16 protein-coding genes are annotated in these 21426 nt (G+C 41.2%); 7 read left to right on the top strand and 9 right to left on the bottom strand.

Annotation, left to right across the window (positions count from 1 at the left end):
- Positions 1–152 precede the first annotated feature (152 nt).
- The 6 genes from CDO33_RS20500 to CDO33_RS20470 form a co-directional block, all read right to left on the bottom strand.
- A complete protein-coding gene (locus CDO33_RS20500; RefSeq protein ID WP_103081853.1) occupies positions 153–722 on the bottom strand; it encodes a hypothetical protein in 570 nt (189 codons plus the stop codon).
- 119 nt (positions 723–841) lie between these two features.
- Positions 842–1396: a GNAT family N-acetyltransferase gene (locus CDO33_RS20495; protein ID WP_161496733.1), complete on the bottom strand. Its 555-nt coding sequence runs from the start codon at positions 1394–1396 to the stop codon at positions 842–844.
- 912 nt (positions 1397–2308) lie between these two features.
- Positions 2309–2857: an NADH peroxidase gene (locus CDO33_RS20480; protein ID WP_103081851.1), complete on the bottom strand. Its 549-nt coding sequence runs from the start codon at positions 2855–2857 to the stop codon at positions 2309–2311.
- 172 nt (positions 2858–3029) lie between these two features.
- Complete coding sequence (locus CDO33_RS21010; RefSeq protein WP_161496538.1) at positions 3030–3167, bottom strand: hypothetical protein; 138 nt, start codon at positions 3165–3167, stop codon at positions 3030–3032.
- A gap of 206 nt (positions 3168–3373) precedes the next feature.
- Entirely contained in the window at positions 3374–3775 is a 402-nt protein-coding gene (locus CDO33_RS20475; protein ID WP_103081850.1) for a hypothetical protein, read from the bottom strand.
- Between the two features lie 115 nt (positions 3776–3890).
- Positions 3891–5051, bottom strand: a complete 1161-nt coding sequence (locus tag CDO33_RS20470) for a stalk domain-containing protein (protein ID WP_161496537.1) — start codon at positions 5049–5051, stop codon at positions 3891–3893.
- Positions 5052–5400: 349 nt separating this feature from the next.
- Here CDO33_RS20470 and CDO33_RS20465 point away from each other — a divergent pair, with 349 nt between their 5' ends.
- The 7 genes from CDO33_RS20465 to lacZ all read left to right on the top strand — a co-directional run bounded on the left by CDO33_RS20465 (position 5401) and on the right by lacZ (position 12067).
- The gene (locus tag CDO33_RS20465; protein WP_103081848.1) at positions 5401–5607 is read left to right on the top strand and encodes a DUF1657 domain-containing protein; all 207 of its coding nucleotides are present in this window, start codon (positions 5401–5403) and stop codon (positions 5605–5607) included.
- Positions 5608–5622: 15 nt separating this feature from the next.
- The gene (locus tag CDO33_RS20460) at positions 5623–6483 is read left to right on the top strand and encodes a DUF421 domain-containing protein (protein WP_103081847.1); all 861 of its coding nucleotides are present in this window, start codon (positions 5623–5625) and stop codon (positions 6481–6483) included.
- A gap of 30 nt (positions 6484–6513) precedes the next feature.
- Positions 6514–6993: a stage V sporulation protein AC gene (spoVAC, locus tag CDO33_RS20455; protein WP_103081846.1), complete on the top strand. Its 480-nt coding sequence runs from the start codon at positions 6514–6516 to the stop codon at positions 6991–6993.
- Positions 6994–7995, top strand: a complete 1002-nt coding sequence (gene spoVAD / locus CDO33_RS20450; RefSeq protein WP_103081845.1) for a stage V sporulation protein AD — start codon at positions 6994–6996, stop codon at positions 7993–7995.
- A 73-nt stretch (positions 7996–8068) separates the two neighbouring features.
- Positions 8069–8422: a stage V sporulation protein AE gene (gene spoVAE / locus CDO33_RS20445; RefSeq protein ID WP_103081844.1), complete on the top strand. Its 354-nt coding sequence runs from the start codon at positions 8069–8071 to the stop codon at positions 8420–8422.
- Between the two features lie 189 nt (positions 8423–8611).
- Complete coding sequence (locus tag CDO33_RS20440) at positions 8612–8818, top strand: DUF1657 domain-containing protein (protein ID WP_103081843.1); 207 nt, start codon at positions 8612–8614, stop codon at positions 8816–8818.
- A 189-nt stretch (positions 8819–9007) separates the two neighbouring features.
- The gene (lacZ, locus tag CDO33_RS20435) at positions 9008–12067 is read left to right on the top strand and encodes a beta-galactosidase, LacZ type (RefSeq protein ID WP_103081842.1); all 3060 of its coding nucleotides are present in this window, start codon (positions 9008–9010) and stop codon (positions 12065–12067) included.
- A 130-nt stretch (positions 12068–12197) separates the two neighbouring features.
- Here the strand turns inward: lacZ and CDO33_RS20430 are convergent, their stop codons facing one another.
- From CDO33_RS20430 to CDO33_RS20420, 3 genes are all read right to left on the bottom strand, one after another.
- Complete coding sequence (locus CDO33_RS20430; protein ID WP_103090660.1) at positions 12198–12998, bottom strand: hypothetical protein; 801 nt, start codon at positions 12996–12998, stop codon at positions 12198–12200.
- Complete coding sequence (locus CDO33_RS20425) at positions 12982–13638, bottom strand: hypothetical protein (RefSeq protein WP_103081840.1); 657 nt, start codon at positions 13636–13638, stop codon at positions 12982–12984. The genes CDO33_RS20430 and CDO33_RS20425 overlap by 17 nt, the downstream gene beginning before the upstream one ends.
- A gap of 534 nt (positions 13639–14172) precedes the next feature.
- Positions 14173–21228, bottom strand: a complete 7056-nt coding sequence (locus tag CDO33_RS20420) for a carbohydrate-binding protein (RefSeq protein WP_103081839.1) — start codon at positions 21226–21228, stop codon at positions 14173–14175.
- Between the last annotated feature and the right edge of the window lie 198 nt (positions 21229–21426).

The raw sequence follows: 21426 nt of genomic DNA, 5'->3' as shown, positions 1-21426 counted from the left end.
TTTGTTAAAATCAACAAAAGCTTGATAAATATAAATCAAACCAAGAGGTAATTTTAAGATCAACCTCTTGGTTCGCATAATATGAAAAGTGAGCTTCTTTTTTTTACATGCAATTTTTACATGAAAATTAAGCATGCAGAACATGACAAGGCCTATTTTCCATATTGCCTAAAATAATCATATACCGCTTTTGCATATTTATCAGCAAATTCTTTTACTCGAGCATTAACTTCTATAAATTTTGACGTTTTAGGATTTAACAGTTTTTCTTTTTCATTATCCTTCATATCAATTATGTCTTTACTGATTGACATCAATTCGTCATTCATGCCTTTAAGCAATTCTATCGCCTTTTCCTTATTTAAAGGATCTTTCTCAAGAGACAAGTCAGTAAACAGTGGGTCGTATGACAGTACTAGAAAATTTCTCATATTTACCGTTAATTCAGTTGATCCTCCTGCATATGAAAAATGGTGGCATGTTTGATTTACATATAATTGAAACTTTTCTGAATCCTGAAAATCATTCTTAATATAGTTTTTATCTATAATTTCAGATAAACGATATAGTTGATACCATTCAGCATTCATATTTCTTATTATTTCCTTCTTAAGTGCGTTGTTTTGATTATATATTCCAATATTATTAACTATAAACACAGACAGAATAATAGCCATGGCTATACAACCTATCACCCATTTTTTCTCTCTAATCCATCCCATAAAGTATCCCCCCTAAAATGCTCAGCTTAAATACAACTATTTCTATTGTATCATTTTTTCTTTCAGAATGAAATTAAAAGCAGCTAAAGATTGCCGCAACAAAGTATAAAGTAATCATTTCAGAGATGAATCTGATAATTGACTTCGATAAGACATCTATCGTCAATTGTTATAGTTTTTTCTTTGCCTGTAAATGACATGCCCATTCTTTCATAGAATTTTCTTGCATTTTGATTATCAGCCAATACCCACAAATTGCAAACTTCCCCTTTGTTTGCAACCATATATTGAAAGGCATATTGTATTAATGTTCTTCCAATGCCCTTATTCCAATACTGAGGAAGGACATAAAGAGCTTTTATTTCCCACTCTCTTTTTGCATGTGCATCGTTGCTTAGGGGATAAAAGCATATCATACCTACTGGTTCTCCATCTAATTCCGCAATTGCAAACCTATTGGTTGGGTTTGCAATACTGTTTATTATGTGCTTTTCTCTTCCCTCTACAGAAAGCGAGTTAAGATATTCATCAGAAACTATACCCCGGTAAGCAGCCTGCCATGAGGCAACCCCTATCGAGGCAATTATTTTAGAAGCCTTTTCTGTGGCTTCTCTAACTATTATCTTCATTAAACAAAACCTTTCTTTTAGTATATTATTATTTCTGTTGTACATAATTCTACCAATATGCAACATTCGGATAAATCCCAGTCTGTCCATGAGCCAATCATGCCATTTGTATGATGTATCGATTGAGTATGTTGAATGGTAATCATGTTTTGCATATATTCCCCCTATTTATGTAAATTATAGTACCCAATTATATCAAATGTATATGTAATTTTCCATTTCATCTAGCGCTAAATTTTTTAATAGGTAATAGGGCATATCTTATATGTAATCACTTTCCGAAACATCTCTTTAAAGACTATCAAAAGCCCTTCCGCGTCGTGCTTGGTCTATAGTCTTCATTGGTAATTAGCGATATTACAGCATATTTGATATGGATTTTGCATGCTAATCGTAACCACTTTTAGGTAGCCCGTATCACATAGATATTTCTGAAAATGCTTATTATACGCAATTGATTAATTTGCTAACAACAAAATTAGTTGCATCTTCTACAAAATTCATTGTACTCTCGATTGTTACTAATTTATTTGATGATATGTCCTGATGTTCTTTATCCTTATACCAGTTATACAATATGTCTTCTTTATGTTTTTCTATTTCTTCAGCAAAAATAATTTCATTTAATTTATTGCTTTGGCTTTTTCAAGATGAATCCAAAAATCATTTTTATTTTCTTCTCTCAGCGCTAATTCTATTTCCACTTTCCCACTTTCATGATGATATAATCCTCCATATCCTTTTGTTAATTCGTCAGGATATTTTAACCTAAATGGCGTCCATACGGTTATATTATTATAAATATCTGATAAGATATGACAACAGTAGCCAATTTAATTCTAACACAAAATTTCCAACTCACAATATAAATGAAAAAACATTCCTTAAGACTTTTGAACGTGAAAAAGCCCCTGACAGCTGTTTTACCAACTGCCAGGGGCTATATTTTATATGTAATTACTTTCCGAAATATCTCTTCAAGAGACCCTCAAAAGCCTTTCCGTGCCTTGCTTCGTCCTTACACATTTCATGAACTGTATCGTGGATAGCATCATAATTCAATTGCTTTGCTCTGGTGGCCAGATCCTTTTTACCCTGGGTTGCTCCAAATTCTGCTTCCACCCTGAGTTCAAGGTTTTTCTTGGTGTCAGGATAAACTACCTCTCCAAGAAGCTCTGCAAATTTTGCTGCATGTTCTGCTTCTTCAAAGGCTATTCTCTTGTAGGCCTCAGCAACTTCAGGATAACCTTCCCTGTCCGCCTGACGGCTCATTGCAAGGTACATTCCTACCTCAGTGCATTCTCCTATGAAATTAGCTCTCAAGCCTTCAAGAACCTCAGCATCTATATCCTTAGCTACGCCAATTCTGTGCTCATCAGCCCACTGACGGCTTTCTGCCTTCTGCTCATAGAACTTTTCAGCCGGTGCCTTGCACTGTGGACAGCTCTTTGGTGGTTCATCCCCTTCATGTACATATCCGCATACCGAGCAAACAAATTTCTTCATATATTCTCTCTACCTCCATACAATCAATGATTTGTAAATTAATCAACGATGTATATCTACCAACAAGAAAAGAAAAAGTAACAGAAGTTTATGAAAATATGGAAAATTTCTGGAGTTGTCCATTTTTTATACAGACATTAAGATTAAGACCTGAGACGGGCATTTTATGCCGTCACTCTTCCACGAGAACCCAGGTATGGGTTTTTTGCTCAAAGCCTACTATCCTATATCGCTTTCCATCTATCTCAAGGATGTTGCCCTCAACCTTGCGCCAATCCATATCATCATCCGATATGTATATGTATTTCATCCAAATCACCTTGTACGGCCTTTCCTGTTTGATTTACCTGCCATAATATTTATATTCGCCGGATATTATATGCATATGTAAAATTCCTTATATTATAACTGCACAATAGCAATTTACGGCAGCCAGCGAATGTTAATAACACAAAACAAGCCCATGATTGCTCAAGGGCCTGTTTGTTCCTGCAATTTTAAATTTAAATCCCATGTTTATTCCAGAAAGTCCATTTGCTCTCTCCTGTGTTCCTGTTTTTCCTTGGTTCTTCTTAAAGTCTCTTCCTCCATATGGTCGGAGTGATTCCTCAGATAACCATCGGTAAACTCAAGATTTCTTTTTAGATTTTCTTTTTCATCCACTTCTTCGTGTTTTCCATATGCAATTATATTTTTAAGATTTTCCATGCGCTTTTCTCTTTCTCTTTGAAGTTCTAAAGCATGCTCCAGGTTTTCAGGGTCGGTGATGTCTGCATTTTGCTCCAAATGCCGTTCCGTACGCACATATTTGTTTTGTATGTCAAGAAGAACATCAATCCTTCGATCGTTAGCCATTTTTAACTCATCCGTGCTATCAATCGACTTTTCCCTGCTGCGCCGGTCATCCTTCCTACTCATCTCTATACCTCCTAAAAATATAATCACATATTTATCTTGTCCTTTATCAGTGCTATAAATGTTTGAAATTTTTTCAACGCAAATTTAGCTTTTGCTGATTTTCCTTTTTTATCTATTATTCACCCAGCAGAATCTCAGCAATTTCAGGACACACGAGATGGTAGGATCCATACTGGCCTTTTGATACGATACTTGCCACCACATTGGTTTTGGAACCATAGCTTGTGAATGAGATGGTGGTATCATCTTTAAGGGTTATAACCATTTTGTTTCCCGTAATCATCATGATATAGAAGTCCTCGCTGATCTCACTGTTGTTATAATAATCTGTCAGCTTTTGAAAATCTTCTTCATCGTAAGTCTTGATTTCCTTACCGTCCAAATTATAAAGCGCTATCCTCTTTACATCCTCTGCGGAGATTGCCTCACCTATATCCTTTATTGTTCTTTTCATCTTAGCATCATCAATAATTTCCCCATCCACATTTTTTATGCCTTCATCAACTATTTTAAGCAGTACATGGGGATAAGTTATCACCGTAATAACATCAGCGTCGGGAGCCGGACTTTTCACCTTTGCCGTAATGTATGCATAACCCGGTGATACAATAGTGGCGCTGTCAACTTCAATGGTGTATCCTCCTGTAGATTTTTCACCGGAAGCTACCAGTACATAGGTTGTATTACCTACGGTTTTGAAATATATTCCCTCTTTTTCAAAGTTTGCATCATACCAGCTTGTCAGTTCCTTGCTGTCCTTAATATCTTCATATGTCAGCACCTCATAAGCTGCTGGCTTTTCAACGGGGATGACATCATACTCCGTATCAATTACAACCGTTTTAGTTTTTGATTCCCAGCCTACCTTTGCTCCAAGGCTTTCAGCAATGAAGCGGACCGGTACATAAACAGTTCCGTTAATTTTCATTGGTGCAACATCAAGATTTACCTTTTCGGGAATTCCGGAAAAATCATATTTTCTCAGAATAGTTGCGGTTTTATCTCCTATAACGAGCTCTATCTGCGTATAATTATCTTCAATAATGATTTTGTCTGTTTTTTCATCCCAGCTTGCTTTCGCATTAAGCTTTTCAAATACACCGTTCAAAGGTACCTGAATTCTTCCGTTTTCACCGAACAAGTCCTTCTCCAGTGTTATGACTTCTCCGTCCACTTTCACCGTGGCCTTCACTTTTGCGGAAGCAGCTGCGGAAAATACAGCCGTAAACATTAACACAAGAGTAAGAGCAACTGAAATCAATAATCTTTTTTTCATACCTTTCATCTCCCTTTATATTTCTGTTATTTGCTTTTGCAACTAATTAGACTGGAATATTTTTCAGCAGGTTCGCAGTTTTGCAAAATTGTAACATTCCTGTAATTTACTCTTTATGTAGACAGGCAAGCGTGCTAAACCTTTACTTTGAAACTCCGGCAGCATAAATACCGACACAGCAGGTTAAATTTTGATTTATCAGATGTTCAAAGCTGAAAGAAATCTCCTATGCTTGGCTTTAAACACGATTTTATAACTTCTTATGTCGACCTCCAAATATTACAACCTGAATTTATGAATGAAATCAGTCCCATTCGAAAAAATAATACATGAAAACGGAGGTAATTTTATGACAGTAGCTTCACAGATAAAACAAACATTGGCCGGATTAAAAGGCGTACAAGGCACTTTACGCATTTATTCATCCCAGGCCCGCAATGAAGAAACCAGATCGGTATATAACGAAGCTCTGGCGGTTACTGAAAAGATCATCAACGATCTGGAGCAGCGAGTGCAGACTCTGGAGTTTGAAGAACCCCAATATAAAGGAAATTGACAGGAGGCTGCAAAAATGGAAATCTGGCTTCAGGTTTTGCTTCAATCTATTTCGTTATTCATCCTTATCTTCTTTCTTGTGAGGCTCATGGGAAAAAAGAGCATAGCTCGGATGACAGCTTTCAGTTTTGTTAATTATATTGTCGTGGCTGTTCTGGCTGCCATGATATCGGCCAACATGATACCGAACCCTGTTTTGGGCATTATCTCCTTAGGAGTATGGGTTCTTTTGTCCATTGGATTGGATTATCTGTCATTAAAAAGCAAACTGTTTCATGACTTGATTAACGGGCGGGAAACCGTGTTAATAAAGCATGGCAAGATAATGGAGGAAAACCTGTCTCAGGCAAGGCTCACAGGAGAGGATCTTTTGAGAGAGCTTAGGTCCAAGAATGCGATGAATCTGATGGACGTAGAGTTTGCCGTAATGGAAACAACAGGGGAAGTTAACGTATATCTTAAATCTGACAAAAAACCTGTTACTGCCCACGATTTGGGTAAAAAGGTGGCTCCCCAGGCTGAACCTCAGACAGTGATACTGGAGGGAAAAATACTGAACGAGCCTCTGTTTTCGCTGGGGTTGAACAAGGAATGGCTGAGCATTCAGCTGGAAAAGATGGGTGTATCTCTAGACAACGTTTTTCTGGGCCAGGTGGATTCTTCCGGGGATCTTTACATAGACCTCTACGATGATTCGATTGCTCTTCCCCAGCCCAGAGTAAAGGAAATGGTATACGCAAACCTCGAAAAATGCCAAGCAGATCTGTTGACTTATTCTATGGAAACTCATGACGAAAATGCAAGGCAAATGTACGCGGAAGATGCCGAAAAACTAAAGCAGATCATGAAAAAGCTGGAGCCATACTTATTAAGGTAGTCAAAATTTAATGTAACGAAGGTGAAGGATATGTCAAGCAAAAAAAAGAAAAAACTCACTCCTCAGCAGCAGGAGTATCAAAAATTTGCTCATGCCAGGGAACCTAAGCGCCCCGTTTTGGCCAATTGCGTCAGGGCTTTCCTAGTCGGTGGAATTATTTGTACCCTGGGACAGGGAATACAATGGGTTTTTATCACCTACTTTAACTTTAATGAGAAAACAGCCGGAGCTCCTACAGTTGCAGTCTTGATTTTCATATCTGCATTGCTCACAAGCCTTGGCGTTTACGACCATATTGCCCAATGGGGCGGAGCCGGAACTGCAGTTCCGGTAACCGGATTTGCCAACACTATCACTTCGGCAGCCCTGGAGCATAAAACCGAGGGATATGTGCTGGGTGTAGGAGGAAACATGTTTAAAATTGCCGGACCAGTTATAGTATACGGTGTTTTTTCAGCTTTCGTTGTATCAATTATAAGCGTAATCATTAAAGCATTAGGTGGGATGTAAATGTTACAAGGACATCAAACATGGGTTTATGAATCCAAACCGGTTATCATAGGCACAGCTGCCATAGGCGGCCCTTTTGAATCGCAGGGAGGCCTGGCTGCAGATTTTGATATGTTTCACGATGACTTGTGGCTGGGAGAGAACAGCTTTGAAAAAGCTGAAAAAAAGCTCTTGGAGGAAGCCTGTGAAACAGCCATAAAAAAAGCTGGACTAAAAAAAGAAGATGTGCAGTTTTTTTTAAGCGGGGATCTGATAAACCAAATCATCGCCAGCAGTTTCGCTGCCCGCACTCTCGGTATTCCATATTTGGGGTTATACGGTGCGTGCTCCAGTTCAATGGAAGGCTTGGCTTTAGCGTCCTTGATAGTTGACAGCAAATTCGCCGTTAATGCCTTAGCTGCTACATCCAGCCATAATGCAGCTGCGGAAAAGCAATACAGATATCCTACAGAATATGGTGCGCAAAAACCACCCACAGCACAATGGACTGTCACTGGAGCAGGAGCTGCTGTAGTTTCCCAGCAAGGTGAAGGCCCAAAAGTTACATCTGCTACCATTGGCCGTGTGGTAGATATGGGTCTTAGCGACCCCTTCAATATGGGTGCAGCTATGGCTCCTGCAGCTGTGGATACCATAGAAGCCCACTTCAGGGATCTGAACATTGATGCTTCCCAATATGACCTTATTGCTACCGGAGACCTCGGCAGGATAGGGCACAGGATTGCTGGAGACCTTCTCAAAAAGCACGGAATAGACATTCCTGAAGAAAAGTTCACCGACTGCGGCATCCTCATGTATAGAAGCGACCAGCCGGTTTTTGCAGGAGCTAGTGGATGCGCATGTGCTGCGACAGCCACCTATGGACATTTTATAAACCGCATGAAAAGAGGAGAATTAAAAAAGATACTTATTGTGGCCACAGGAGCATTGCTTTCCCCCATGTCATACCAGCAGAAGGAAAGCATACCCTGCATTGCCCATGCGGTATCAATAGAAATGTAAGGGGACACTCCTCTGCTTGAAACAAAGTGCTTGAGTTGAGGAGTATCCCTTTGCAAAGTAAGGAGGTTTGAAATTGGACAAATTTTTTTGGGCTTTTATCATAGGAGGAACCATTTGTGTTATAGGCCAATTACTGATGGATGTAATGAAACTGACTCCTGCCCATACCATGTGTACATTGGTTGTAATTGGTGCAATATTGGGAGGTTTGGGCCTATATGACCAACTGGTGAAATTCGCAGGAGCAGGAGCTTCCGTCCCTATAAGCAGCTTCGGCAACCAGTTGGTAAAAGGTGCTCTGGAGGAAGCAGAACAAAACGGACTTATAGGAGTACTGACAGGAATATTCCATATAACCAGTGCGGGTATTTCTTCCGCAATAATATTTGGATTCCTTGCTGCTTTAATCTTTAGACCAAAAGGCTAAAGCCGACATTATTGATAGAATCTAATCACTGCTTATATTATGCAATGAACATATGCTGCATTTTAAAAGGAAAACATCAATGCCCCCGGAATAAGAATCTATACCTGTGAATCCTGCTGAGAGGCAGCGCCGAAAACACATGAAGGCATGACAGAGCAAAATCGGATATTGCGAAGGGAGGTGAAAAGGATGACAGTAGCAACACAGCTTCAGCAGGCTATTGCAACAGTACAGAGCGCTGCCGCAAGCATGAAGACCTTTGCTTTGGAAACTCAGGACCAGCAGGCAAAACAAACCTTTGAACAGCTGGCTCAAACCCTGGATAATGCACTGGCCACTTTAAAAGACAGACAGAATTACATTCAGCAGCAGGAACCTCAGTACAAAAAGCAGTAACATTAAAGCTGAAAACCACGGGTTTTTCAGCTTTTATATTAATATATTGGCATTGTTACTATAAAAGCTTGCTAATATACTTATATTGAATAACTCTATTTGGTAAATTATAATTTAATTAGCTACTTATTGCCTATAAGTATATTGTCAATCAAATCGAATATTAAAACTGTATAAGGAGGTCTATACATGCTCTGTGTAGATAAGTATTGGGAAAATCCCGATATACTTCATGTAAATTGCGAAAAACCCCATGCCTATTTCATACCCTATGAAAACGAAGCAAAAGCAAAAAAAGGCATCCGCGGAAATTCCAAATACTTCAAAAGTCTGAATGGAAGCTGGAAATTCAAGTATCATGATTCCGTACATATGGTTGAGGATGGATTTTATGCGGAAAATTTTGATGCCTCCGGCTGGGATGATCTGAAAGTCCCCTCCAACTGGCAAATGCATGGTTATGACAAGCCACACTATACCAATGTAAACTACCCTTACCCTTGCGACCCACCTTATGTTCCGGACAGCAATCCGGCAGGTCTGTATATTCGTGATTTCATTATCAAAGAAGCAGATAATAAGGATTTGTATCTGGTTTTTGAAGGTGTGGATTCCTGCTTCTATGTATGGGTAAACGGCAGGTTTGTCGGATACAGCCAGGTAAGTCATATGACTTCCGAATTTAACATATCCGAGTATGTCAAGCCGGGAAACAACCGCCTGGCCGTAATGGTGCTTAAATGGTGCGATGGAAGCTACCTGGAGGATCAGGACATGTGGAGGCTTTCCGGTATTTTTAGGGAGGTATACCTTTTAGCCCGGAATAAAGCTCATATTTCCGATATATTTGTAAAAACTGAACTTAACAGCACTTATACTGAAGGCACCCTTAAATGTGAGCTGGAATTGGCCGGAAGTGCGAGTTCCGATATCAGGGTTGTCCTGAAAGACATCCACGGCGATGTCCTGTATGATAAGGCAACACCCTTTGCCAGTTCCACATCTGTAGAAATCAAGGTTCAAAATCCTGACCTCTGGTCGGCAGAGGCACCTAATTTATATGAGCTCTACTTATATCTCGAGGATGAAGTAATACTCCAAAAGGTAGGTTTTAGAGAAATCAAAGTGAAAGATTCGGCAATACTGCTGAACGGCAAAGCTATCAAATTTAAGGGTGTCAACCGTCATGATTCCCATCCTGAGTTAGGTCATACCACCCCGCTATACCATATGAAAAATGACCTTCTCATCATGAAGCGCCATAACATAAATGCCATCAGAACGTCCCATTATCCTAATGATCCTAGGTTTTTGGAGCTTTGTGACGAGCTGGGCTTTTATGTGATCGATGAGGCGGATTTGGAGACTCACGGTGCCGGTTCTGCAGGAAATATCGATATGATTTCTCGAGATCCCCGCTTTGAAAAAGCCTATCTGGACAGAATGCAAAGGATGGTGGAAAGGGATAAAAACCACCCTTGCGTTTGCTTCTGGTCCCTGGGCAATGAATCCGGCTTTGGAGAAAACCATATAAAGATGGCCCAATGGGCAAAAAGCAGGGACAAATCCCGCTTAATCCACTATGAAGGAGCCACCAACGAATGGGGCAAAAACGATCTGGATAACTCCTGCATAGATGTATACAGCAGGATGTATCCTCCCATTTCCGAAATGAAAGATCTGGTAGAAAACAGGGAAAGCGAAAAACGCCCCTATATTCTTTGCGAGTACTGCCATGCCATGGGGAACGGCCCTGGGGATTTAAAAGACTATTGGGATCTTATGTACAGCAATCCCAGATACGCCGGTGGTTTTGTCTGGGAATGGACCGATCATGCGGTAAAAACCAAAACACCGGACGGAATCGAATACTATGCTTACGGCGGCGATTTCGGCGACAAGCCTAATGACGGCAATTTCTGTATGGATGGCCTGGTTTATCCGGACAGGACACCCCATACCGGCCTGCTGGAGCTGAAGAATGTCATTGCGCCGGTCCGGACGGAAGCAATAGATTTATGCAAGGGTGAAATCAAAGTCACCAACCTTTACTATTTTACAAATCTTTCGCAGCTCGTGCTGAATTGGAAAGTGGAAAAAGACGGAGAGATAATAGACCGGGGTGAAGTGGAAGACCTGGACATAGCTCCTCAGGAATCCATGACCATAACCCTTCCCTATGAGTATCCGGCTAAAGCAGACGGGCGTTACTTCCTTACCGTTTACTACACCCAGAATGTGGACACGGAATGGGCCGAAAAAGGTTATGAAGTGGCCTTCCAGCAGTTTGAGCTTCCCACAGGCAGGGTGGAGAAAGCTGTAATCAGCAAGTCGGCTATGCCCGATATCAATGTGGAAAAAACTGAAAAAGAGATCATTATCTCAGGATCGGATTTCCGTTATGTCTTCGACCAGGTTCTAGGTTCCTTCACCCGCATGGAATATAACGGTGTGCCTTTGATTAGCAGCGCCCCGAAATTCAACGTCTGGAGAGCTCCTACCGACAATGACAGAAACATCGTGCACAAGTGGAGGGAAGAAGGCTATGACAGGCTTGGCAGCAAGATATACGGCATTCAGATCACAAGCCAGGATGACAAGCATATAACCATATGTTCGGAGTTCTCTCTTGCAGGTTATATCAAGAAGCCTGTCCTCCGTGGAAAAGCTTACTGGACTGTATATGGAAGCGGTGACATCCTGCTGGATACACAAATGGAGGTAAGGGAGGGCATTCCGTACCTACCTAGATTCGGCTTGCAAATTGTAATGCCCGAAGGTAATGAGCTGGTGGAATATTTCGGATATGGCCCTCACGAAAGCTATATCGACAAGCATAGGAGCACATGGAAGAGCAGGTTTGAATCTACGGTGGATGGTATGCATGAAAATTACCTGATGCCGCAGGAAAACGGAAGCCATTACGCTACCGAATGGGCTGTAGTTACCAATAAACTGGGTATGGGACTTCTCTTCATAGGTATGGACGATTTCTCCTTCAATGCGTCCCACTACACACCGGAAGATCTCACAGACGCCATGCATCCTCATGAACTGAAGAGGCGGGACGAAACCATCGTCCATATAGATTATATGAACAGCGGAGTAGGTTCCAACAGCTGCGGTCCCGAACTTCTGCCACAGTACAGGCTATCACAGAAGGAGATTAACTTCAAAGTAAGGATCAAGCCTGTATTTAAAGATGATGTCTGCTTAATTGATGAGGTAAATACTCAAATACAGGGATGATTAATCTGCTGTGTGAAAATTAGCATTCAAATATTACTCGATAACAGCCTGTATACGGTCCGGTCACTGTATACAGGCTGTTATAGCTTCGTGCTAATAAGCTAATTTACTGTTAAGAACACAGCTCCCACTATTGGTTATTTATAATTAGATATGACGAAAAAAATCTATCAGGAGCTGATAAGAAAAAAATCTTTTTGAAATACTTTTTTAGCTTCTTCATTGTCATACTTGCTTCAATATTAGAGTCATTCCATCCTAAACAATAGAAAATGATATGATTGTCTGATAGTGTTAATTGCTGATTAATAAATTCAATAAAAGCCAGTTCTTCCTTATTTAGAACAATATTTTCCATATCATCTTCACAAGGCTGATATTGATATATACAGTCATTGATTTTTCCAATTTTATGTCCATTCTTTATATCCAAAAAAGACATTATAAATGGATTTAGAAGAGATTTTTCATATAACTCCTTGTATATATCATATATTTTCATTTTTGAATCCAGGTCAGAAAATTGCCCCAAAACGATAGTTTTGCTTTTTTGGTAATCTACAATTATAGAATCAAATACCGAAAGTAAAACTGATAAAGTAGAATTACTCAAACTGTTTTCTTCGCTGGGATAGCAAATCTGACAATGTATTGTGTAATTTGCATATTCATCTTTATTTTCAACGTCACTATACATAACAAAAAATTGATAAAGAGCAAATTGTATTTCAATGTTATGTATTATGATATCTGATATATTCTGTTGTTCAAAGGAAAACTCCGAAATATTAATAGCATTATTTGTAATTCCACTGCACATAATTTTATTATTCTTAATATAGTATCGTTTTATAATACCACTGGCTGTAACTGCAGGGACATTACACATGCTATTGAACTCACTAATATCAATTCTATAAATATAGCTCATGATCTAAATATATGTCAGCGGGAGTCCAACCGCCAGTTAAATAAACCGTTATATAACCTTGATAAAGTACTAAATCAGTGTCAAGATCATACCCTATGTCAGAATGCACTGTAACATACATACTTTTTGAAGGAAAGAAATTAGTTTGCTTAACCTCCATTCGTACCCCATCAACATTAGTAGCTGCTGCAACATATCCAACACATGAAGTTATCCATGTATCTAAGCTAAGAATCTCAGTCCATATTTCTAAATACACTTCTACATATCCTGGTGTATATATATATGTTGGTCTGCAATTAACCTTACCAGACTGCGATAGTGCCTCTAGATTATTATTTGATTGATTTTCTGATGCCTCAACCTTGTCAGTATTTGATAGATTTCTTGTTACTTCAACCTCTATTGTTTCTGCTGTTTTTTCGAGTTTCTCAATAAGTTTAGCAGCTTCTTCTTCACTAGATACTGGAATAGAAGCTATTTTAACCGCAGAGGTTTCCTCAAGAATTGCCTTTTGTAAGTTCATTTGTTCTGGAGTATTATTATTTTCAGCAGCAAATACTCCTGTGCAATTTACTGAAATAATAAAAATAATAGATATAAAAATTGAAATCATTCTTTTGGATTTTGCAATAAACATATACCTATATGCCTCCTAAAAAATTATTTTTATTGGTTCAAATTAGAATTTATCCAGCATGTCCTGTTGTCGAAATTGATTTATACTAATATATTATGAAGCTTCTTAATATAAATAGTATATCAATAATTATAATAACACGTCGTATTGATAAATGCAACCTAATTATGAAAAATTATACAATAATGAGGTATTTTCCCGACTATTTTAAAAACTGAATTGACATCCACATAACACCATTATTTAATAGTAAGATACTTTGCCCTTGGTTATATGGATGCCGGTACTATATAGTTTTTAGGAATGAATTCAGCTAATAATGGATGTATTGATTGTTTTATGTGCTTTGAATCCTTTCGGAACAACAATCATCCATTTCAATTAGCTGAATTCAAACCGATTTTATAAAAGTTGAGAAAAGTATTCATTATGCAAAACAAGCCGCACAATAGGCGGCTTGTTTTGCATTTCACAAGTCTTTCTGCCAAAGACGCATTTAAACAGTACATCTTGATAGTATATAGTGAAATAATATCAATAGATTAAACTGTATATCCTGTAGATGATTGCTACAGCTTCAGCCCTTGAGATATTATCATCCGGATTTAGGCGCTCCCCGTCTCCCAAAATGATGCCTTCCTTTACCAGGGCTGCAATATACTCCTTTGCATAATCCTTGATCTTGTCCGCATCAGCGAACTTATCCAGCACTGAAAAATCCCGGCTCTTTAAATTCAATCCTGCAATTTCAAGTGCTTTTGCAGCCAACACCATCACATCCTGCCTGCTGATTTGATCTTCAGGATTGAAGTTCCCGTTTCCGGTTCCATTGACAAGACCAAGCTTCTTTGCAATTGCAAGGGCATCGTGATAGTACGCATTCCTGCTTACATCCTTAAAATTCGTGTCGGTATCTGCTTCGAGCTCAAGCATTCTCACAAGCAACAGCACAAAATCCGCTCTTTTCATTCCGCTTCTCGGGCTAAAGCTGCCTTTTCCGGTACCTTTTATAATTCCCTTCGATGCAAGTACCTCAATCATCCTTCGCGCCCAATTGATGTCCTTGATATCGTCAAATGTCTTTTGCGCATATGATACGAAATACTGGTAAGAGCCATTGGTGTTGAATCTGACCATACCCGTCTTTTCGTCATACCTGCCGCTGGGTACCGGCAGCATTTCTCCAGATGCCTCATCAAGCCTCAAAACGACAATGTGCTCACTATCCAGAGCTTCCTTGGGCGGCTGATAGGCAAATTCAACTCTGGCAGACTTCGAAAGCCGGATATTACGGTCACCGGATTTCACTCCTATCCTGATGCCCTTTCCGTTATCCATCGGAATCATAGATATTTCAATCTTCTCCCCAGGTTGTCCTTGATCCTTTAATGCTTCTACCGGTATTGTGATATTTCCCACCGGAGTCTCAACCCTTATTTCGATGGGGGTCCTGGCTTCATCTATAAATTCTGCCGGAAAGATAACCTTATATCCTGTCGCATCTTTTGCAGCATCTATGTTCACAGTAACCTGGTTTTTACCTTCCGCAAGGGCATTGGATATTGATTTTTCCAAATCGGAAACTTGAATTTCAACGCTGACCTCTCCATTTTCAGATTTCTCGGCTTCGACCGTAATCAAACTGCCTGTTACCGTCACGGAACCATCTGCAATGCTTGAATCCTCGGAAGGAATAGGATCCTTAGGATTGCTCGGGTTGTCTGAAGGAACAGGGTCGTTTGGGTTATTAGGGTTACTTGGATTACCTGGATTATCTGAAGGCGCTTCTTTTGTCAGCTTCAAAATTGTGGACTGATACTTTTTCAGGTTGACAGTAAAGGAGCTTTTTACTTCCTGTTCCTGTCCTGTCCAGAGATCCCTTGCTATATAATTGGCACCAGTATCCAGACCTGCCCTATCCAGGTACACCGTTTTCACAACATCTGTATCATCCAGGTTGAACACACCAATGTAATTTGCGTTCCCATCCTCATAAACAAAGATGTCTGCAGGCTCACTGCCTGTAGCGCCTTCTACCGGCAAAAACGGTCCATTAACCCTTGCCAGATCCATTATTTCCTTGTTGGTAAGATATTTTTCCGCCAGCATGGTATGATCAGGCCTGTCCGGATCGACACATACCAGGAACAGTGATCCCGATACCACCAGAGAATTGACCCTGGTTCTGGCAAGCTCCTCATCGCTTAACGGAACATCGTCCGTCTCTTCTAAAGTAAATATTCCAGCGTCGATCCAGGGAACAAGCTTCCCCCTCCACCAGCCATAGGTAGTGGAGGACAGCACATATTTTGAAGTAAACATGCTGCCATGGTGTATGTCGGATGTCAGCAGATGGGCATGGGAATACTGATAGGGGAAATACGGCGAAAGCTCAAGCTGCAGGAACATTTCCCTGCCATCATCATATTTGGCATTTTCATTGATAAGCTTCATAGCTTCATTAAAAGCCTGTACGCCCGTCCTGACATTTGGGTCATAGTGCTGGCCTTCACAGGAGGCCCCGTTCATAAAATCAAGCTTGACATACTCAACTCCCCACTCCTTGTATTTGTCAAAATAATACTTGACCAGCTCTTTAGTGCCGGGATGAGTTGGATCCAGCGGGTGATAAAGCGTACCTTCCTGCTTTGGATAGTATTTGTCGTCATAGGTTTTCAGAACCAGATCGCCCCACTTGTAATCCGACTTTATATTGGGTACCTTCGCTTCCATATCGTCACCCCAATAGCAGAAAGGAGACAGATACATTCCAAGTTTCTGGTTGTTTGCCTTTATCTTGGCAATAAACTCATCCATCCTTACCTCTACGTTTGTGGACCATGCATCCAGGTTCATATATGTTATTCCATTTTCACCATGATAGTTATTATCCTGCAGTTTTGCTTTCAGATAATCGGAGGATTTCATGGCATCATCAAAGGTCATACCGGTGTGAAAGGCTCCCCAGCTGTTCCATCCGATGGGTTTCACACCGGACCATTCCTTTGCAGGAACAATATTGGTATTAGCTTCTGCAAACTCTTCCATACCCTTCCGCCAATCTTCAAAGAAGCCCATGAAAATTCTTGGGGAAGTGAGGATTTTACCTACTTGTGAACCATGAGGACAAATATCATCCGTATCCAGTCGTGAAATAACGCCTCCAAAGATACTCAGCATATCTATCTTGTTCCCGGAGCCTTTATATGCAATTCCGGTTTTCCAGAAATCATGGGTTACCGAACCGAACACCAGACCATTCCTGCTTGCATTATCATACAAGGCAGAAACTTCGTAACTAATCCCTTCCCTATTTACGGATTTGTCCACCGGCATGTCATGATACATATCATTATCGTAGGCCATGTACAGCATTCTGTTATCAGTTCCTGTGCCTATGTCTGCCACTCCGGTTCCTTCTGCAACTATCGGCGCCATGAGGTTTGAGCTTAACTCTGCGTCACTTTCCAGCTTCACTTCCATGAGAAAATAACCCTTATCGTCATACAGATAGAAAATCTGTTTCATGTCCGGCAGTCCCTGGGCGCTGTTTACCACTGTCACCTTTTTGCCTATGCCGAAATTGTCGTTAACATCCTCCTCCGTATAGGTACGTTGGGTATATTCCTTACTTGTAATGACCCTGTCGGACTTTACCATACTGTATGCACCTGTAACCTTTTTCGAGCCGTTAAAGATGTAATCTGCCGTACCTGAAGCAAGGTCATACTCTATCTGTACGGAGTTGGTACCGAAAGTCACAATATTTCTCTCATTTGACACATCCGGAGCAGCTTTCCCCAAAACTACAATCTTTTCTATATTAGGTGCGACTCCTGTGGCATTATCAAGCTTAATGATGTTCCTTCCCGCTTTCAGGTCAACCGCCATGTTCAAAGGCTGCATCAAATAAATCCCTCCGGTGGGATAGCAGAAAACCTTCTGGCTGGAAACTCCATTAGTGGTTACATCCAAGGTTCTGAATTCGATACAGGAGTAGTAAATGGCAAGATTATATTTGCCGTCTTCCGCTACGTCTATATCATTGAACTGAACATATCCTTTGTTTGGGCCACCACCGAGATTGGCAACAAAGGCTTCCTGACCGTTCAGCCAGATTTGTGCACCTCCGCCAAGCTCATTACTAGGCGATACAGCCCGGTATTCATTAGCCGATCCTGCATCAGGTATTGTGTATTTGCTGATTTCAATTTTATCCAGGTTTGGACATGCGATGTACTCGTTGCTGAAAAACTTGATCTTGTTGTAACCTTTTTTCAATACGACAACTCCCGCCTGAGAAGCCAGTTTGTCGTTTCTTCCGGAATTTTCACAATATATCCGGTAAATCTCCTTGTCATTCACTAAAAGATCCAGAGGACGGTCCTCAGGAGAGGTGTAATATACATCAACAAGGTAATATCCGTCTTCAGGAGCTTCGATTCCGTTGACCTGTACATATCCTCCTGAGCCCAGGCCTGCTACATATTTACCTCCGGAGCTCACCGCGCTATTGGCCACATAAGCCTTCCTGTTCCTTATATTTTCAGAGTCCTCCGCTTCTATCGAAACAGAGCCTGTTTCAGGTATTGTAAATCTAAGTGTATTATCTATGACATTGCCTTCCTGAAGGATGATCCTGTCCAGTCCGGGACAGTCCTTGTCCGGGTCCTCTCCATAGAATTTGATGGTGTTTATTCCTTCCTGCAACGTTATAAGCGTCGATACCGAGCCAGGGGTCCACCACCATCCTGTGGATGGGCATTCCAGCCTGATTTTGTTGCTGGTATCACCATTTACTATAATATCGAACACTCTAGGCTCCAAAGTGGCATAATCCACAGTCAGCGTATATATTCCGCCTTTTCCTTCGGCGATTTGGATGTTCTTAAAGGTAAGGCTCTGTCCATTTTCTCCATGACCTATCAGCTCGACGCTGTATCCTCCTGAAAAGTCGGATGATTGCGCCAGCCTTGTACCGCTCGTTCTGTCATTATTCGGGTCCTCTGCTTCAAAGATCATTTTGCTGGTATCCCCCGGATCCAGTGTCCCACCAGGCTTTATCTCAATTTTATCGAGGCTCGGACACCACTCTCCGACATTTTTATTGTAAAACTTCAATGTATTATCCCCTGCTTTCAGTCTTATGGCAATTGTTTTCGGGTTATCCGGCGTCCACCAGTCCGAGGTGGGGGTACATTCCAACTCATAGGCATCAGTATCATTGACGAGAATATCAAACCATCTGAGGGTCTCAGTTCCGTAAAAAACCTTAAGTGTGTATATGCCGTCAGCATCCACATTGACTCCGTTAAACGTCAGGGAGCCTCCATTTGGCCCGTTGCCCATGCTTTGCACAGTCATGCCTCCCGAGCATGCTTCCCATGCAAAGAGAGTACTGCCGGAAAATGTATTTATATCACTCTCAGCTTCATACTCCATTTTTTTGGCCAGTTTCAGTTCAATTTTGTCCAGTGCCGGGCACCATGCATCTGCAGCTTTTAAAAATTTGACATCATTCCTTCCTTTGACCAGATATACCTGTAGAGTCATATCCCCCGGCGTCCATTCCCCCCATGTCGTATTGGGAGGACAATCGGCAGTATAAGTATCAGTGTCATTAATTTGTATATCAAACTTTCTTAAGCCGCTTTCATCTCCATTAACATAGGAAACTTTGAGCTCATACAGGCCTGTAAATGGAATGCTTACATCATCAAAGAGCACATATTTGCCGTCAATTCCGGAAACGCTTTTCCCGCCGGAGCAGTTGGGGGCATTATCTACTGTCAATCCTTCTGCGCTGGCACCCAGAGCATCCTCAGCCTCCAGTACGATTGCATTTGCCGGAGCATTTTCCACAAACATCAGGTCGATTTTATCCAGTCCCGGGCACCAGCCGTTGTCCAGCTTGTTATAGAATTTAATTTTATTCAAGCCCTGTTTCAAGGTTATCGTGACAGGCTTGAAAGCAGGCGTCCACCAACCGGCTGAAGGTTCGCAGGTAAGAGAATATTCCTCCGTATCATTTACCAGAATATCAAAGGATCTTTGCTCTCCGGTAGAATAGTGAACATTCATAATGTAAGTTCCGGCCTTATCTACCTGGATTCCATCAAATTCTACCGATCCACCGCTGATTCCTCCACCCAGGCCTTCCACCTCCAATCCTCCTGAGCAGTCCGCAGACTCGGTAAATCTGGCACTGCCTGCAAATCTGTTTTCTGCTGATTCGGCTTCAAAGGAAAGGGGCTGGATCAATTGCAGTTCAATTTTGTCCAGTGTTGGTGCTGAGCCTTCCTTTTTGAAGAATCTGATGCTTTTTTCGCCTTCTGTAAGATAAATATTCTTGAAGGATTTGTTTGAGGTCCACCAGCTTCCCGTGTCAACTGTCGGTATGTTGTATTCATCAGTGCTCACAAATTGTGAATTCACAAGGTTATTCACCTTCACGTCAAAACTGCTGTTTCCGTAATATCCGGAAAAAACACTAAGCCTATAATATCCTGTCCTTGGAATTTGGATTTCTCTAAACTCGATGTAGCCTTCTGTCTCACTTCCCAGCCCGGAGGAAGTAGTCTTTCCGCCGGAGCACAGAGCCCAGTCACCGAAAGTTACCCCAGGTCCTATCATATTGGCCGGATCATCCGATTCTATGGAAATGATATCCGGCTTTTGGTTAAGGCTGTATTCCACCTCTATCTTGTCCAGCACAGGGCACCAGCCGTTGGAAGCCCTGTCATAGAATTTCAAGGTGTTGCTTCCCCGGTTAAGCCTTACGATAATTGAAGCGCTTCCCTGTATGTACCAGTCGCTGCTGTCGGTTTTCGGGCAGTTCAGCCTGTATTGGAGGCTATCATTGACAAGAATATCAAAAGCCCTGTCCTGGGCTGTGGAGTAGTAAACTTTAACCTCATAGTAACCATCTCTCGTAGCTTCTATATTTTTAAACAGGACATATCCGTCGTTGCCTCCCAATCCTTGCACCCCTGCATTTCCTGAAAAGGTAGCCAGACCGGTGGCAGGGGAAGCTCCTCCACCCAGTTCAACCGCATCGGTATCCGGATTTTCGGCTTCACAGCTAAATACCGTATCCGGTTCAATCTCAATCCTGTCCAGGTTTGGACACCATACATCCGTTACAGCACCAAGCCTGAGCGTGTTTTCACCACTGTTCAAATCCACCTTGACCGTTTTACAGTATATGGTGTTCCAGTCATTGGCAGTTTCAAAGTCACAGTAAACCCGGACTGTATCGGGTCCTCCGTTTAACGTTATATCCAGCGGTCTGAACTGGGCTGTCTGATAATAGATGTGCAATAAGTATTTGCCATCGGATGGTACATTAATATGATTGAATTGTATGTACCCATCGTACCCTGAGCCCGAATCCTTTCCCAGGCCGTTGACGACCTTCCTGCCGGATGCGTTTGATGAATCCCCAACCCCGCCGGTATTAATATCAGCGTTCTCCGCTTCAAAGGTCTGGATAACGCCTTCAGCATATGCCTCGGTAGCGGGTACGGCTATAAGTATCTGGGTAAAAATGAGCGCCAGTATTAAAATAAATGTAAACATACGCTTTAACATAATAAAACCCTCCTAGTTTTCTTTGCTTTTGCTTTCACTTAGGTGCGGGCATATCTGTCATTTAGTTGATTTATGATGTCTGCTACAGGTATGTTTTATTAGAATTGTTAGAATAGATAACTTAATGTGAAGAGCTAATAGAGATAGTTAACTCTACTATCTCTTTAACTCGGAGCACATGCTTAGAAATGCCAGCAT

Origin of the sequence: Clostridium thermosuccinogenes (assembly GCF_002896855.1) — a bacterium.
GTDB classification, from domain to species: domain Bacteria; phylum Bacillota; class Clostridia; order Acetivibrionales; family DSM-5807; genus Pseudoclostridium; species Pseudoclostridium thermosuccinogenes.
This window is presented reverse-complemented; position numbering and strand designations above follow the sequence as displayed.